The following is a 14,243-nucleotide window of genomic DNA, read 5'->3' as shown; positions in this document are numbered from 1 at the left end:
GTACTCCTAACATAAGTGGTTGGCTTAGCCGCTGTTTAGCTGGTTCATCAATATGATTCTGCTATTGGTGATTCCGCTATTGGTTATTTCAAAACCGAGCAACCTTACCCCTGTGCATTTATTGTATACAATTATTTATCTCAATGTAAAGATTTTGTTATTCAAGTTAAATTTAGACACTTTTACAATTTAAAAACAATAACTTAATAAATAACGATCTCACCAAAAAACGATAATCAGGATCTATAAAATCAGAAAAAAAGACACAATAGTTAACATTTTTCCAACAATCCGCTTTACTAATTGTGTACAGTTCGTACATAGTTAGTGATAACAAAGTGACCAGTTGCACTCTTTTGCAAGGTCGATATGGACAAACAAACCACGGAACAGAGGAGCGCCAAAAGCGCTATTAAAGGACTATGGGAAGATTAACAACACACGTATTAGACACCACACACGGCTTACCTGGCGCAGAGATCAAGGTAGAGCTTTATAAGGTCAACGAAGACTCAACAGAAAAGCTGGCGACCGTGCTCACCAACTCAGATGGCCGTACCGATGCGCCGATTCTGGCTGGGAATGAATTCCGACCGGGGAAATATCAATTGGTGTTCTATGTAGCCGATTACTACAAAAACAAAGGTGTCGAATTAGATGGCGTGCCTTTCCTAGACGATGTGGTTATTCGTTTCGGCTTGGATGATCCCGATGCGCACTACCACGTTCCGCTTTTAGTCTCACCTTACAGTTTCTCGACTTATCGGGGCAGTTAGTCCCAATGCTTAGAATCCCGATCTAGGCTCAATCACCCAATAATAAACAGATACATGTGTACATCCCAAAAGGTGTGCACTCACTAAACACGCTCATATAAAAATACTAACAACGTTAACAATTTAAAAATGAGCCTCGAAAAGCTTATTCATAACGAGTTAGAGCTAGGAAAAACCTTAAAACTTAATATTGAAATCTCGCTGTATTCAATAAATGGATCACAACATAAAAGGACTTGCAGACATGAGTGAGAGTAAAACAGAAATACTCAACCAAGATGCGAACAACGGAATTTTAGAGAAACTCTTTAAGATTAAGGCACACGGAAGCAGCGTAAAAAATGAGTTAGTCGGCGGTGTCACCACCTTCGCGACCATGGCTTATATCATCTTCGTTAACCCACAAATCATGGCCGCTTCAGGCATGGATGCAGGGGCAGTATTTGTCGCTACCTGTATTGGTGCCGCGATTGGTTGTTTGTTAATGGGCTTATTTGCGAACTGGCCTGTCGGCCTTGCACCGGGCATGGGCTTGAACGCCTTCTTCTCTTTCACGGTTGTGAGCGAAATGGGTTACAGCTGGGAAGTGGCGCTAGGTGCGGTGTTTATTTCCGGTATCTTGTTTGTCGGGATGAGTTTCTACAAAGTCCGCCAATGGATCATCGAGAGTATTCCTGAGAGCTTGCGCTATTCCATGACTGCAGGTGTTGGTCTGTTCTTAGGTCTAATTGGCTTAAAAACAGCGGGTATCGTGGTCGAAAATCCAGCGACTTTGGTTTCACTGGGTGATTTCACCAAGCCAGAAGCCTTACTTGCAGCTATCGCATTCTTGATTATTGCGGTTCTGAGTGAGCGCAAAGTATTTGGCGCGGTGCTTATTGGTATTTTGAGTGTAACGCTGGTCGGCATGATGCTTGGCCTAGTTCACTACGATGGCTTCTTCGCTGCACCACCAAGCCTAGCTCCTACCTTTATGGCAATGGATATCGCAGGTGCACTGAACGTATCGATGATCAGCGTTATCTTGGCTTTCCTTTTTGTAAACATGTTCGATACAGCCGGTACCTTGATGGGCGTAGCTGAGCGTGCAAACCTAACTAACCCTGAAACGGGCAAGATTGAAGGTCTGAGCAAAGCACTGAAAGCCGACAGTATTTCAAGTGTGGCAGGTGCGTGTGTGGGTTGTCCGCCAGTAACCAGTTATGTCGAAAGTGCAGCCGGTGTTGCTGCAGGCGCACGAACAGGCCTCTCAGCAATTGTGGTTGGCGTATTGTTCTTAGCGGCAATTTTCCTATCACCGCTAGCCGGTATGATCCCTGCTTACGCAACGTCTGGCGCTCTTATTTACGTTGCATTCGTGATGATGAGCAGTATGCAGCACGTCGACTGGAAAGACTTTACCAACGGTGCTCCCGCTGCAATCACTGCACTGATGATGCCACTGACCTTCTCTATCGCGAATGGTATCGCACTGGGTTTCATTACCTACACCGTGCTTAAGCTGGCGACAGGTAAAACCAAAGATGTGTCTATCTCGATGTACTTCCTAGCGGCTATTTTCATCGCCAAGCTAGTGTTCATCGGTTAACCCTATAGTTCCTGAGCAGTCGTTTCTTGATTGCTCACAACGTTGCTTGGCTCGTTCGCAAGCCAAGCAACACATGATTTTTAAGAAAGCTAATTGCATTGATGACGAGAGAGCATAACCCCTGCCGATTCAGTGCACCTTTTTTATGACCCTACGCAGTTTGTAGAAGTCATTATTTGACCGCCAATCGCCTGTAAACGGAAACGCAGGCAGAGGAATATCAAATGAAACTTCTGTACACCCTTAATGAAAGACCGCCTCATGGGCTAACCCTTCTACTTGCTTTACAACACATGCTCGCCTCAATTGGTGGCATCGTCGCTGTCCCTCTTATTGTCGGTGCCTCTATCGGCTTACCCAACACAGAGATCGTCTCACTGATCAATGCAGCGCTAATGGCGTCTGGTATTGTGACTGTCGCGCAATGTCTTGGCTTTGGCCCTGTTGGCATTCGATTGCCCGTTGTTATGGGTTCGAGCTTTGCCTTTTTAGGTGTGGCTATTTCCATCGGTAACGAAGGTGGTGTCGCCGCTATTATGGGCTCGGCGCTTATCGGTTCATTCGTGGTAATTGGTGCCAGCTTCTACATGGACAAGGTTCGTAAGCTGTTCCCAACCGTGGTAAGTGGTGTGGTGGTTACCCTAATCGGCTTAACCATTTTACCCGTTGCCATGAACTGGGTTGGCGATTCTCCTGCCAACACGGAACAATTCGCCACGCTACCTAAACTGTTTCTCGCACTGGTCTCTTTGGGGATTGTGGTTGGCGTATCGGTTTACTGTAAAGGCGCGGTTGCCGCTTCAGCTATCGTGATTGGTTTAGCTGGTGGTTACATTGTGGCGCTATCGCTTGGCATGGTCGACCTTGAACAAATCAGCTCTGCTGCTTGGGTTGGCGGACCTGAACCCTTCAAGTATGGCTTTACCTTTTCTGCAAGCGCCATTATCAGTATGAGCTTGGTGTACATCGTGGTTATAGCCGAAGCGACGGGAGACTTCATGGCATTGGGCAACAACTGCCAAACCCAAGTCAGCGGTAAAGACCTAAAACGTGGATTACTGGGCGATGGCCTTGGTAGTACGCTCTCTTCTATTTTAACAGCGATGCCATTGGCGTCATTCAGTCAAAACGTTGGCATTGTAGGCATCACAGGTGTAGCAAGTCGCTATGTAGTAGCTGCAACCGGTGGTTTACTAATTTTAGGTGGTTTATTCCCGAAATTAGCCGCTATTGCCGTCACGATTCCGAAACCTGTTCTAGGTGGTGTGGGCTTTGTGATGTTCGGTATGATTGCTTACGCGGGCATCCGCATGTTGATCAAGGCCGCAGACACCAAACGAAATGCCTTGGTAATCTGTGTAGGTTTGGCTTCTGGCTTAGCCGTAACTTTCGAACCAAGACTGCTGCAACACTTGCCACATGATTTGGCCAACTTCCTTCACTCGGGCATTACCACAGGCACCATCATGACGGTTCTGCTAAACCTTGTGTTACCAAAATCATCAAAAGCTGAAGAACAAGAAGCGTTAGCCGAGAGCCAAGCGCAAGTTGAGCTAGAAATGAAAGAACAGGCTGAAGAAGAGCTACACTCAGACGAGCAATTAGAGATTCAACAAGCAAGTACAGAAGCAGACGTTCAAGCGGCATCAGAAAATCCTGAGCCAAAAACGAACTAGCTGATTCTCGAACTAACTAAGTCTCAAACTAACTAGTTCACAGGCTAACGTAAAACCGATTTCCGTAGGATCAGGGCTGATTAGAGCATTGAACGTTTTAACGTCCCTGATTCGAATTTATCTTTCACTACAAATACCAATAAAGACCCTCTTCCCTGAAAAGGCTGAGATGGCTAAGGACTACTATGAATGGAAACCATCTGGATTAAGAATCCTCTCGCAATCTACACTGGCTCACTGGCTGATGCAGAAGGTGGTATTGTCATTAAAGGTAATAAAGTCATTGAATTGGTTGGCAAACACAAAGAGCCGACCTTACCCGTAGATTACAGCGTCGACGCCTCTCGTCATGTTGTAACTCCCGGGCTTATCAATGCGCACCACCACTTCTATCAAACCCTAACGCGTGCTTACCCTGGCGCACTGAATAAAGAACTCTTCCATTGGCTACAAAGCCTCTACCCTGTTTGGGCTAACCTCGATTCTGAGATGATGAGCCTTGCCACAGAGTTAGCTCTGGTTGAGTTGATGATGTCGGGCTGCACTACCGCATCCGATCACCATTACTTGCTACCAAACGGGCTTGAGCACGCTATTGATTTACAAGTCGAGGCCGCAGAGAAGCTAGGCGTGAGAGCGATATTTACGCGTGGCTCAATGAGCTTAGGGGAAGATGAAGGTGGACTACCTCCAAGACACACCATTCAAACTGAACAAACCATCATTGATGACAGCCAACGCTTGATTCGTGATTACCACCAGCGTGATGAAGGGGCGATGATCCAAATCGCTCTCGCACCTTGTTCGCCGTTCTCGGTCACTACTGACCTGATGAAAGAGACCGCCAAGATCAGTGAGCGTGAGAACGTGATGATGCACACGCACCTATGCGAAACCTTGGATGAAGAGGATTTCTGTATTGAGAAGTTTGGCTTGCGCCCTGTCGACTACCTAGAAGATGTGGGCTGGCTGAATGAACGCACTTGGCTCGCTCATGGTATTCACTTCAACCCAGAAGAGATCAAGCGTTTGGGTAAAGCAGGCATTGGCATCAGCCACTGCCCAACTTCTAACATGATGCTGGCTTCCGGTATTTGTAAAAACAACGATCTAGAAGCCGCTGGCGTTAAGGTCGGACTGGGTGTTGATGGCTCAGCTTCAAATGACGGCTCTAATATGATTGCCGAAGTGCGCATGGCGATGTACCTGCAACGCCTGCAATATGGCTCAGCAAACGTATCTCACTTCGACGCACTGCGCTGGGCAACTTCAGGGTCTGCTGCTGCAATGGGCAGAACGGACATTGGTACGCTTGAAGTTGATAAACAAGCCGACATCGCGATGTTCAAACTAGATGATATTCGTTTCTCTGGCAGCCACGATCCATTAGCTGCATTACTACTCTGTGGCGCTCAACAAGCGGATAAGGTGATGGTTGCCGGAAAATGGCGAGTTAACGATGGAGCTGTAATTGGCGTCGACATGGAACAACTAATGCACCGCCATCATGCTGCTGCAATGAAGCTCGGTAAGTTGGCGATGAATAACAACTAACTAAGACACTTGCCCATCAAACACTGCGAGCAGAAGTGAGTGGTTTTGATGGGTAAACATCCAGAACATCCACAAAGATTCGAAAATATCGCAAACATTCTAAAACCCCATGAACATGATGTCCTCTCACCTATGTATCCATCTATTTCGTTAAATAAAGCCAGCCTTAATAAACCCAAAACAATGCCACTAATTAAAGACAATCTAATTTAATTATATCTAATACAAGCTCCACTAATAAAACACTCGCTAATAGTAAGCCACTAACAGAAACTTTCCTTAATATAAAAACTGAACATTATCTGGCACAGATCAAATTTAAAACGCTCGTTCTATTTATATATTCATCAAATTAATCAACAGATTTAGTAATAATGGAAATTATAAGGATAATTATACTTTTATCACTTATCGCATTTATGAATAGAATAAAAACCTCTCGAGACCTTTCCATACCTAGCCTGACAAAAGACACAAGAGTAGTGACTTAAATATCATTAAATTCAATAGATCAACAATCAATCAATATGAATTCAAATGTGTGATCTAAATAGAACTTTTCATTATAAATCTACTATAGATTGACCAAATCTTATAAAAACAAAAAACACATTAAAGGAGTCAATTTTAAAAACAAAAAATAATTATAAGAATAACAATATAAAACTATTCAATAACCCTTCATAAATATTTAAAAATGCCATCGAATGGTAGGGGGATTATTGTCTTTGTAAAAAGCTAATAACAAATCTAACAGGGCTAAACGATGAAAAAAATCACTAAAACACTCGTACTATCTTCGATTTCAATTGGGCTACTTTCTTCTTTTGCTTTCACTTCTCAAGCAGCGCCAGTTCAAATTAATCAAGCGTCAGCTGAACAAAACATACCTCAAGTCACCTACGATACGATAATCGGTGAGAATGGCGTCTTTATTGATTTAGATACCGACAACTTTATTCTCAAGCAGAAAGAGTGGTATCAGATCCAAGCCTATGTTGAAGGTGCTTTGGCACTGCCCGTGACAGAAGCCAGTATGAAGTCGACTTTAAGTATTCCTAACGACATTCCTTTCTCTAATTTCGAAGCACTGGTTCAGCAGTACTCAAGTATTCACGATACCGCCTTCTATTGGAAAAAAGAGCTTTATCCAAGCATCGTTGACCTGTCATTAAGCTTGGCCAATTACGTCCAAATTAAAGACTTCATGCTTAACCCACTAAGCGATGCTTTGAATGAAATGCTGGCCAAAGCATTCTCGCCGCTCCCGGAAGATATCGAAGCGGTAGAACGCAATAGAAAGGTAGCGATCGCTTACCTGAAAAGCCTGCAAAGTTTTTCAATGAGATACCAGCAAGAAGTGTCTGACGCTGGCGACAACCTATTAGAATTTTCAGCTACATTGGACACACAAAAATTGCAGTTAGATGTGTTGGAAGGCACTCACAACGGTTGCCTAAGCGACGATGGCAGCGCGCTTCAGCAACGAGTGAATGACATCAATGCGCGTATTACTCAACTTAACAAAGATTACACTCACTACGTTACCGTCGCCTCTACTGCGGTGACTTATGCATGGTTCCCTCTGGTTGCAGGTCCAATCATGGGCGTATACGGAGATAAAGCAGAAAAAGCACGTAAACTTCGTAACGAATTACAAAACGAAGTAAAAGAGCTTCAAGAGCAGTTAACTTACACGCAGAAAATATATAACTCTTATCATCGCTCTTCAGAGAGTATCGATATGATTTCTCAACAAATTGAAAATGCGATTCCACATATTAATAAGCTGAAACTGAATTGGCAGAAAATGAACGCCGATTTCACTTCACTGCTTGTGGCATTAGAACAAGCTCAAAATAATGCCGACATCATGAAAGACGACGCAATGCTTGGTGCGATAGGTGCGCTTGCCAATACAACGGTTGCAGAAAGTAACTGGAGTAATATCAGCGAGAAAGCAAAAGCGTTTGCAAACAATGCATACATTCAAGAAATGGAATAGTCCCTATACATCTCGAAGAAATAGCGCGACGAATAACGAAAAAGCAGCGCTATATACAAAACGAGACAGCTAAAAATATAACGAGATAGCCAAATAACCCTCCGAATAGTAAGCCGCACCTTATGAAAATTAAGGTGTTGGCTTCTGCTACCCAAAATTTGGCGAATACTAATTTCGACAGGATATAAATATGAGACTTCTACCTATTATTATTTCTCTTTCATTTTCTCCACAGGCTTTTTCTAGCGACTGGCTTGAACTGAACAATTTACCCAATTCAACTGAATACCCAACTTGGGTTCAATCGGCCTATTCAGATGTTGGCGTATTGTCTCGCTCAACATCCGATCTGCACATCAACCTCAGTGATTGGATAGAGGAACAGAACCTATACGTCACCAACCCTTCAAAAATCGTCGTGTTTGCAGACACCATCGAAGTACCAGAGAACTTCAACTTACTTGTAAACAACCAAAACATCCTGATTTTTGCGCGCAAAATTGTTGGTCCAGGTACGCCAACGTTTGTGCTCGGACAACAAGGTTCTGCAGCATCGATTTCTGTGATTGCTGGTGAAATAGAAACACCGATTAATGTGCTCGCTTTCCAAAGCGATGGCAGCATTACACGAGATGCCCTAACAGGAAATACAGGAGATGGTGAATCCGTTGTCTTAGCAGGAGAGCACTACCGAAGAACCACCATAGACTCAAACATTACCGGACAAATGAAACTGGCTACCGAACCTTTTACCGACATAATTAACCGCTCTTTTGATATGGCTGCCAGCTTGTTCGACACCAACCCAGAGGTTAGCCTCGACCTTATCAACTGGATTGAGCAGAGCTTACGTTATTCAGAGTCTGTGGTGGAAGACGACCCGATTCTTTCAGACCTTTACCTGCAAACGGTCGCGTTCAAGCAGTTCATTAGCTTCAGTACCAAAGAGAGCCACTACGTACCTTATCTCGACAAAGTACTTTACCAAGACAAGTACGAAGCGTACCTGAATGCGATGGTTGCGTATCAAGCTAAGTGGGACATTATTCAAGACAGAAGCACCGTCATTGAAGACAAAATAGAAGCCGCTAAGTTAGCGCTCGCTAACATTGAAGACGTTCTTCGCGCTCAAAGCTCGATCATCACACAAACCCAATCCAACATAGACAAGATAGGCGATAGCCTGACCGAGGTAGATAGCCAATACAAAGCTCAGGAGTTAGTGACTCTCGATGCAAGAACGACTTATTTAGTTGGCGTCGAGAATTGGAAAACCCAGCAGCAACTCAACGCTGCACTGGCGATTTTTAAAGCAATCGCGGAGATTGGTAGCGCAGTGAGTGGCGTGTTCACAGGTAACCTTTCTGGGGTGAATGACCTAACCGAGCAGTTAGCTAAAACGCCTGAAGCATTAGAAAAAGCCAAAAACCTCGTGACCAATATCAAGTCGGTCACAGGCATTATTGATAGCGTCACCAAAACGATTTCTGGTATCTCTCAGCTCACCGCGGATATCAAATCAACCATCAAGTTCCAGAAGATTTCGGAAGCGATGGATGGTTTTAATTTCAACATCCCAACCATCAATGAAAGCAATCTAGCGTGGGACCTGATGATCACCGAGATCCGCAGTAACTTAAGATATGCTGATAGTTTGGGAATTAAAGGGACAAGACAATACTTACTTGAGCTAGAAAAACAGGTACTACTCGGCAAGGCGATTAACATCACCCAGCTTAATTTCGCTCAGGAGCAAGCAAAGCTGGTCGACTTACTGTTAACTAACAACGTAACCATCAATCAACAGCAAAGATTGAACGATGCTATTGAGGGTTATCAAGTCGACACCGACAGCTTCGATTCGATTGAACGTGAACTATCAAGAGTGTTGATGCACTTCAAACGCCCGATGTTCGTTGCGTTGTCTAACTATGTTCAGGCATACGAATACTGGGCATTGAAGTCAAGCGAGATCACGCCATCTCTGAACAAAAGCTACTTGGACTACCAATTTGATTTGGCGTCCATCGAAAGTGAGTATGTGAATGCTCTATCTTCTTTCCAACCCGCGCCACAAGATTTCACCATCGATAACTACACTATTTCTAGCCCAGAACAACTAGAGAACTTTGCAACAACCGGACAGCTAAATTTCTCTATTCCACTAGAGCAAGTCCAATTGTGTTCATTTGACCGCGTTAGGCTTTCCACGGTACGAGTGTTCTTAGAGGGTGGAAACTTACCTTATGGCAAACAACTAAATCTGCGAGTCTCCAGTTCAGGCAACTATGCCGATCGATATGAAAACCAAGATTATCAGTTCAGCTCAAACCCCGTGTCACGTGCGTTCTACTACCGTCTAGATGATCCAACCACCAACGATGTCAGCATCATCACCGACGGTGCCGTAGCGAATAAGTTTGAATACGCGTACTTCCAACCTACCCCATTCACCTCATGGAATGTCACACTCAACAATTTCGATGAGACAGACCAAGCCAACAACCAATATCTAAAAGATGTCGAACAGATTCGCGTCGAATTCTTAGGCAGCGGTATCCCGAATGGCAATAGCTGCTCGAATTAACCAAGTGCTTCTCTAACTAACCGAGCGTTGCTTTAATCCAAGGAACCGAGGTTAAAGGGATAAGCCAGCTACAAAAAGGCCGACATGATGTCGGCCTTGTTCATTCAGTTCGATTTTTAGAAACCGATTTACATCTTAATCCATCAAACTCTTAGATTTAATCGCTTTCTTAGAAAGCTCTTTGGCAAACGCTTTAATATCAGTTTCAAACTCATCGACGCTTTGGCGTATTTCATCCAGCTGAACGGTTTGCATCACTCGATTTTCCATTACGATTTGACCGTTAACAATAGTGGTGTCGATGTTGCTCGGATTCGCTTGATAAACCAAGGTCGCGTATGGGTCGTAATTTGGCATCATGTTCGCCGATTGTGTCTCTACAATCACGATATCCGCTTTCTTACCTGCTTCAAGAGAACCGATTTGATCTTCCATGTGTAGGGCCTTCGCGCCACCTAATGTCGCCATCTCAATCACCTGTTCAGGAATCATGATGGTGCGGTCAGAATGTTTTAAACGTTGCATGTTCGCTGCGTAGCTTAGTGTACGCATGATATCGACTTGGTTAGAACTCATAGGACCGTCTGTTCCCAAACCGATTCGCATATCAGCACGGTACATCTCCCATGCAGGTGCGATTCCCGTAGCGCCTTTAGCATTAGCCATTGGGTTATATGAGATACCTGCATCGGCTTGTTTCAGTAGCTTTTGGTCGTTATCTGACAGGTGGATACCGTGCGCAATCACGACACGTTCATCCAGCACGCCAATTTCGTCCATGTATTCGACAGGTGATGTCGCTTTGGTTTCGTCCTTGATGCGCTTTTCTTCATTCGGGAACTCAGCAACGTGAATCAACACAGGTACATCATATTGAGCAGACAGCTTATTGATTTCTTGCAGCTTATCTTTGCTCACGGTGTACACCGCGTGTGGTGCATAAGCAGGTGTGATTAACTCATCGTTTTCGTATTGCTCAATAAAGCCCTTGGCATACTCGATGCCGCCGTAAGGTTCTTTGGCATCAACCACAGGGAATTTAATGACGGTTTCACCTAACACGGCGCGCAGGCCGACTTCTTTGGTCGCCTTTGCCATTTCATCCATGTGGTAATACATGTCAGCGTAAGTTGTGACACCACTTTGCGCTAATTCGATGCTGCCTAGCTTAGTCGCGTTGTAAATCAGTTCACGGCTTAGCTTTTCGGCTTCAAGCGGGAAGAAGTAAGCAAACAGGCGATTCGAAATGCCCTCTTCTCCTAAACCACGAAACGCAATCATAGGTAGATGGTTGTGAGCATTGACCATGCCCGGCATAACAATCCCGTCTTGAGCATCAATCACCTTTTCAGCGCGGTATTGAGTAATCAAATCCTCGTTACCAACAGCGATGATCTGATCGTTTTTCACGACGACAACACCATCTTCAATCACATCCATTTCTGAATTAATCGTCAGTACCTGTCCATTTTTGATGATCAGATCAGCGTTGTATGTTTGAGTCGCGACTGTCGAGCCGCAGCCTGCTAGTAGAGCTGCGCTGATGGTGCATGCCAAGCTTTTAAGCGTCATTGCTAAACCTATATATTGTGCGTGTAATATTGTTAGAAGCTTCACTTTGGTGTTCTGAGCTATTCGCTTTGAAGACCAGTAAGTGCCGCCAATTTTTGCGACACTATACCCTTATCTTTAAATAAAATGGCATACCTAATCGAGCCAAATCCAATATAAATGAGTTATTGCACAACGGGTCACAAAAATACAAAACGAACATTACACAGCGGCTTCTAGATCATTTGACTTGGTGAAATTCAATACAAGTATTCAATCCAACCACCGACTATAAACATAGGTAAAATTTCGAACAGATTACGTCCTTTAGCTCCTTGATCCTTTCAAACATTAAAAAATAAACGTTTGAGTTTCTTATAAACCACATACCGATAACCCATCACCTACAAAATATAAACTTGTATTTAAATTAATCTTTTCATCCTGAAAGAAGGGCCACAATCAATTAATGTAAGGTTATATTGCTTATTACAGAAATACCCTCATCTGACCTGTAACATTGAAAACAACCTTTTTATACAGCATTTTTTCGATGAAATTCCAATCTAAAATCATACTAACGACCAGTCTTCTGTTCTTGTCAGTTATTACTTGTATCGGCTTCATTCAACAACAAGCCACCAGCAATACTTTTAAAGAAAATATACACCTTAGTGTCCAAGAACTAATCAAAAGCGTCAGCTATACAGTTTCATACCAACTCAACGCTAGCCGTGAGTTAGTGGGTTCAGTAGTCCATTCATTGAATATGATTGATGCTACTAATCACGACCTTGCGTACGAAGCAATATCGACCTCGACGTTGAAGAGTAGCTTTCAAGCGGTTGGTATCGGATACGAGAATAATGGTCTTCTCATCTCAAATGACGGCTGGGTTCCTAACCAAAGTTATGATGTACGTTCTCGCCCTTGGTACATCGCAGCAAGCCAATCAGATGGCATAGTAGTGACCAAACCTTATGTTGACTCATCTACCGGCGATATGATCATTTCTATTTCTTCATCAATCAACGATACCAATGAGCAATTTTTGGGAAATGTAGTATTTGATGTGTCATTAACCCCCCTTGCACAACTAGTCAATCAAACCAACCTATTCGACTCTGGCTACCTTTTCATGGTGACAGGTGATGGCACAACGATTGCTCACCCTAACAGTGATTACAATGGTCGACTTTTAACCGATTTTGCTCCAGATGTAGAACTCAAAACGGGTGTAAAGGAAGTTATAATTAATGACGCACTGCATCTGATCAGCTTACAAAAAGTGAAAGGAGAAGACTGGTATATTGGTGCGCTCATAAATGAGGAACGTGTTTTCTCTAGCCTAAATAACCTAACCTCCCACCTAATATTGATGGCTTCAATTTCGATCATTATTATTGCCATTCTCTTGTACTGGGTGATTGATTACCTATTCCGACCGGTAAAAGAATTAAATTCAGCAATCAAGAACATTGCTTCTGGTGAAGCGGACCTAACTCATCGCTTAAAAACAGACAATGACCTCGAGTTTGCTGAATTGGCAGGAAACTTTAACCAATTCGTTGAAAACTTGCAGGTTCAAATGTTGGAGTCAAAAAGAGTGGCATCAACCTTGAAAAGCCAAGCAGATACAACTCAAAAGACAACGCAAGAGGCAGGGTTCAATGTGAATCATCAGATGTCAGAGTTAAGAAGTTTAGTGACAGCCATGGAGCAGATGTCGGCTTCTGCTCGCGATACAGCCCAAAGTGCCCAAGATGCGGCAGAAAGTGCCAACTTTGCTGAAAAAAATGTCATTAAGAGTGTCGATGTTGTTCAGCAAACCGAACAAACGATCAAAAGCCTATCGCTCAGTATTAAACATGCCTCCACTCAATCCGACAACCTAACCGAAGCTACGAATAGCATTACTAGTATTTTAGATGTCATAAGTGAGATTGCTAATCAAACCAATTTATTGGCTTTGAACGCAACGATTGAATCAGCACGAGCGGGACAAGCTGGTCGAGGTTTTGCGGTAGTTGCTGACCATGTACGCTTACTCTCCTTGAAAACACAAGAATCAACAACAGAGATACACTCCAAAATAAACCAGTTAAAGAACGGAACGAGCTCAATGGCACAAGCTATAACCGTCAGTGAAGCAAGTGCAAGAGATGCTATTTCTTGTGCTAAAAAAGCCACTGAAGCACTCAGTTCTGTACAAGCAAACATCACCCATATTTCTGGTTTTAACGATCAAATAGCGGCAGCAGCAGAAGAGCAAAGCTCTGTATCTATTGAGATAAATCGTAATACACAACAAATCAGTCAATTGAGCCAACAAGTAGCAGAACAAGCTATGGAGATGAGCAGTGGTATGGATACGCAATTGAGCGAGATCGATAAACAACAACAAATCCTACAACGCTTCAAATTATAACAGCTAGACCTTTGCTCTAAGTAAAAACTCCGATGTACATCGGAGTTTTTACTTGTATTTCTATTCAGGTTTCAACCA

The 14,243-nt window shown here is 43.6% G+C and carries 8 protein-coding genes; 7 read left to right on the top strand and 1 reads right to left on the bottom strand.

Annotation, left to right across the window (positions count from 1 at the left end; all coding sequences use genetic code 11):
• The first annotated feature begins 422 nt into the window (after window positions 1-422).
• The 6 genes from uraH to FLM53_RS16870 all read left to right on the top strand — a co-directional run bounded on the left by uraH (window position 423) and on the right by FLM53_RS16870 (window position 10,186).
• Window positions 423-776, top strand: coding sequence for a hydroxyisourate hydrolase (gene uraH / locus FLM53_RS16895; protein ID WP_017071967.1), 354 nt, complete (start codon window positions 423-425; stop codon window positions 774-776).
• Window positions 777-1,020: 244 nt separating this feature from the next.
• Window positions 1,021-2,364, top strand: coding sequence for an NCS2 family permease (locus tag FLM53_RS16890; RefSeq protein ID WP_017065002.1), 1,344 nt, complete (start codon window positions 1,021-1,023; stop codon window positions 2,362-2,364).
• A gap of 224 nt (window positions 2,365-2,588) precedes the next feature.
• Complete coding sequence (locus FLM53_RS16885; RefSeq protein ID WP_176678906.1) at window positions 2,589-4,040, top strand: nucleobase:cation symporter-2 family protein; 1,452 nt, start codon at window positions 2,589-2,591, stop codon at window positions 4,038-4,040.
• A 189-nt stretch (window positions 4,041-4,229) separates the two neighbouring features.
• Window positions 4,230-5,594: an 8-oxoguanine deaminase gene (locus tag FLM53_RS16880; protein WP_176678907.1), complete on the top strand. Its 1,365-nt coding sequence runs from the start codon at window positions 4,230-4,232 to the stop codon at window positions 5,592-5,594.
• 766 nt (window positions 5,595-6,360) lie between these two features.
• The gene (locus FLM53_RS16875) at window positions 6,361-7,599 is read left to right on the top strand and encodes an alpha-xenorhabdolysin family binary toxin subunit A (protein ID WP_176678908.1); all 1,239 of its coding nucleotides are present in this window, start codon (window positions 6,361-6,363) and stop codon (window positions 7,597-7,599) included.
• Between the two features lie 190 nt (window positions 7,600-7,789).
• A complete protein-coding gene (locus FLM53_RS16870) occupies window positions 7,790-10,186 on the top strand; it encodes a hypothetical protein (RefSeq protein WP_176678909.1) in 2,397 nt (798 codons plus the stop codon).
• Window positions 10,187-10,321: 135 nt separating this feature from the next.
• Here the strand turns inward: FLM53_RS16870 and FLM53_RS16865 are convergent, their stop codons facing one another.
• Window positions 10,322-11,758, bottom strand: coding sequence for an amidohydrolase (locus FLM53_RS16865; protein WP_176678910.1), 1,437 nt, complete (start codon window positions 11,756-11,758; stop codon window positions 10,322-10,324).
• 532 nt (window positions 11,759-12,290) lie between these two features.
• On the opposite strand from FLM53_RS16865, the gene FLM53_RS16860 reads away from it, so the two are divergent.
• Window positions 12,291-14,165, top strand: a complete 1,875-nt coding sequence (locus FLM53_RS16860) for a methyl-accepting chemotaxis protein (RefSeq protein ID WP_176678911.1) — start codon at window positions 12,291-12,293, stop codon at window positions 14,163-14,165.
• Window positions 14,166-14,243: the final 78 nt, after the last annotated feature.

This window comes from Vibrio sp. Scap24, from assembly GCF_013394185.1.
Classification (GTDB): domain Bacteria; phylum Pseudomonadota; class Gammaproteobacteria; order Enterobacterales; family Vibrionaceae; genus Vibrio; species Vibrio pomeroyi.
Note: the sequence above shows the minus strand (reverse complement) of the source record. Positions and strands in the feature narration are given on the sequence as shown.

Excerpts from the sequence above, each read along its gene's own strand:
- uraH (WP_017071967.1), top strand. The coding sequence starts at position 423 with ATGGGAAGATTAACAACACACGTATTAGACACCACACACGGCTTACCT.
- FLM53_RS16890 (WP_017065002.1), top strand. The coding sequence starts at position 1,021 with ATGAGTGAGAGTAAAACAGAAATACTCAACCAAGATGCGAACAACGGA.
- FLM53_RS16885 (WP_176678906.1), top strand. The coding sequence starts at position 2,589 with ATGAAACTTCTGTACACCCTTAATGAAAGACCGCCTCATGGGCTAACC.
- FLM53_RS16880 (WP_176678907.1), top strand. The coding sequence starts at position 4,230 with ATGGAAACCATCTGGATTAAGAATCCTCTCGCAATCTACACTGGCTCA.
- FLM53_RS16875 (WP_176678908.1), top strand. The coding sequence starts at position 6,361 with ATGAAAAAAATCACTAAAACACTCGTACTATCTTCGATTTCAATTGGG.
- FLM53_RS16870 (WP_176678909.1), top strand. The coding sequence starts at position 7,790 with ATGAGACTTCTACCTATTATTATTTCTCTTTCATTTTCTCCACAGGCT.
- FLM53_RS16865 (WP_176678910.1), bottom strand. The coding sequence starts at position 11,758 with ATGACGCTTAAAAGCTTGGCATGCACCATCAGCGCAGCTCTACTAGCA.
- FLM53_RS16860 (WP_176678911.1), top strand. The coding sequence starts at position 12,291 with ATGAAATTCCAATCTAAAATCATACTAACGACCAGTCTTCTGTTCTTG.